This window comes from Escherichia sp. TW14182 (genome assembly GCF_000208525.1).
Lineage (GTDB): Bacteria > Pseudomonadota > Gammaproteobacteria > Enterobacterales > Enterobacteriaceae > Escherichia > Escherichia ruysiae.
Window position 1 is genome coordinate 1 of the sequence record NZ_AEJZ01000309.1, and the last position, 2048, is coordinate 2048.

The following is a 2048-nucleotide window of genomic DNA, read 5'->3' on the forward strand; positions in this document are numbered from 1 at the left end:
CCAGCCGCGATTGCATGACGTGCGGTCGCTGCGTGGATGTCTGTTCTGAGGATGTATTTACAATAACTACACGATGGAGTTCGGGAGCGAAATCATGAAAAGCCATGACCTGAAGAAGGCGCTGTGTCAATGGACGGCGATGCTGGCCCTGGTGGTAAGCGGCGCAGTTTGGGCGGCTAATGGCGTCGATTTTAGCCAGTCGCCGGAAGTATCCGGGACGCAGGAAGGGGCCATTCGGATGCCAAAAGAGCAGGAACGAATGCCGCTGAACTATGTGAATCAGCCGCCAATGATCCCGCATAGCGTTGAAGGTTATCAGGTAACGACCAATACCAACCGCTGCTTACAATGCCACGGTGTCGAAAGCTATCGCACCACTGGCGCGCCGCGTATCAGTCCTACTCACTTTATGGACAGCGACGGCAAAGTGGGCGCGGAAGTGGCTCCGCGTCGTTATTTCTGTCTGCAATGTCACGTACCGCAGGCCGATACCGCGCCAATCGTGGGGAATACCTTTACCCCATCAAAAGGTTACGGGAAATAAGAGGTTATTATGGGAAATTCTGACCGTAAGCCTGGTCTGATTAAGCGCCTGTGGAAATGGTGGCGTACCCCCAGCCGTCTGGCGCTGGGGACGCTGCTGTTGATCGGTTTTGTCGGCGGCATCGTCTTCTGGGGCGGCTTTAACACCGGTATGGAAAAAGCCAACACCGAAGAGTTCTGCATTAGCTGCCACGAAATGCGTAACACGGTGTATCAGGAATACATGGATTCCGTGCACTACAACAACCGTAGCGGCGTGCGTGCGACCTGCCCGGATTGTCACGTTCCGCACGAGTTTGTGCCGAAGATGATACGCAAGCTCAAAGCAAGTAAAGAGCTGTATGGTAAAATTTTTGGCGTTATTGACACGCCGCAGAAATTTGAAGCTCATCGCCTGACGATGGCACAGAATGAGTGGCGGCGCATGAAGGACAATAACTCGCAGGAGTGCCGTAACTGTCACAACTTCGAGTATATGGATACAACCGCCCAGAAATCTGTTGCCGCTAAGATGCACGACCAGGCGGTGAAAGATGGGCAAACCTGTATTGATTGCCATAAAGGGATAGCGCACAAGCTGCCCGATATGCGCGAAGTCGAGACAGGTTTTTAACAGGGTTATTGCTTGGGTATGCTTGAAGCCAGAGAATTACTTTGCGAGCGGGATGAACGAACCTTATTTAGTGGTTTGTCATTTACGCTGAACGCAGGAGAGTGGGTACAAATCACCGGCAGCAACGGCGCGGGGAAGACAACGCTTCTCCGTTTGCTGACGGGGTTGTCTCGCCCTGACGCAGGCGAGGTTCTCTGGCAAGGGCAGCCCTTGCATCAGGTACGCGACAGCTACCATCAAAACCTGTTATGGATAGGCCATCAGCCGGGGATCAAAACCCGGCTGACGGCGTTAGAAAATCTGCACTTTTATCATCGCGATGGCGATACCGCACAATGTCTGGAAGCCCTGGCGCAGGCTGGGCTTGCCGGATTCGAAGATATTCCTGTAAATCAACTTTCTGCCGGGCAACAACGCCGCGTCGCTTTAGCGCGTCTGTGGCTGACCCGTGCCACGTTATGGATCCTCGACGAGCCTTTTACCGCGATTGATGTTAACGGCGTCGATCGTCTGACCCAGCGTATGGCGCAGCATACGGAGCAGGGGGGGATTGTGATTCTGACTACCCACCAGCCGCTCAACGTTGCTGAAAGTAAAATTCGCCGCATTTCACTGACGCAAACGGGGGCCGCATGATGTTCTGGCGCATTTTCCGTCTTGAGCTGCGCGTAGCGTTTCGCCATAGCGCCGAAATCGCCAACCCGCTGTGGTTCTTCCTGATTGTCATTACCCTTTTTCCGCTCAGTATCGGTCCGGAGCCGCAACTGCTGGCGCGTATTGCACCGGGCATTATCTGGGTTGCCGCGCTGCTTTCATCCTTGCTGGCACTCGAGCGACTGTTCCGTGACGATTTGCAGGACGGCAGTCTTGAACAATTGATGTTGTTGCCGTT

The 2048-nt window shown here is 54.1% G+C and carries 4 protein-coding genes and 1 pseudogene; all 5 read left to right on the forward strand.

The genetic code is table 11. The features are described 5' to 3' along the window. Positions 1–98 (forward strand): annotated as a pseudogene (gene napH, locus EQY_RS26350) (quinol dehydrogenase ferredoxin subunit NapH); the annotation flags it as partial. Next, a complete protein-coding gene (gene napB, locus EQY_RS0120505; RefSeq protein WP_000835177.1) occupies positions 95–544 on the forward strand; it encodes a nitrate reductase cytochrome c-type subunit in 450 nt (149 codons plus the stop codon). The pseudogene napH and the gene napB, both read left to right, overlap by 4 nt. A gap of 9 nt (positions 545–553) precedes the next feature. After that, positions 554–1156: a cytochrome c-type protein NapC gene (gene napC / locus EQY_RS0120510; RefSeq protein WP_000528377.1), complete on the forward strand. Its 603-nt coding sequence runs from the start codon at positions 554–556 to the stop codon at positions 1154–1156. A 12-nt stretch (positions 1157–1168) separates the two neighbouring features. Beyond that, positions 1169–1792 (forward strand): cytochrome c biogenesis heme-transporting ATPase CcmA, encoded by a 624-nt coding sequence (gene ccmA, locus EQY_RS0120515; protein ID WP_000525586.1) that lies wholly within the window; start codon positions 1169–1171, stop codon positions 1790–1792. Next, on the forward strand, positions 1789–2048 hold a 260-nt coding region (locus EQY_RS0120520; protein WP_000971719.1), incomplete at its 3' end, for a heme exporter protein CcmB. The genes ccmA and EQY_RS0120520, both read left to right, overlap by 4 nt.

What these genes read in the sequence shown, in the direction of transcription:
- napC (WP_000528377.1), top strand. Translation starts at nt 554, where the DNA reads ATGGGAAATTCTGACCGTAAGCCTGGTCTGATTAAGCGCCTGTGGAAA.
- napB (WP_000835177.1), top strand. Translation starts at nt 95, where the DNA reads ATGAAAAGCCATGACCTGAAGAAGGCGCTGTGTCAATGGACGGCGATG.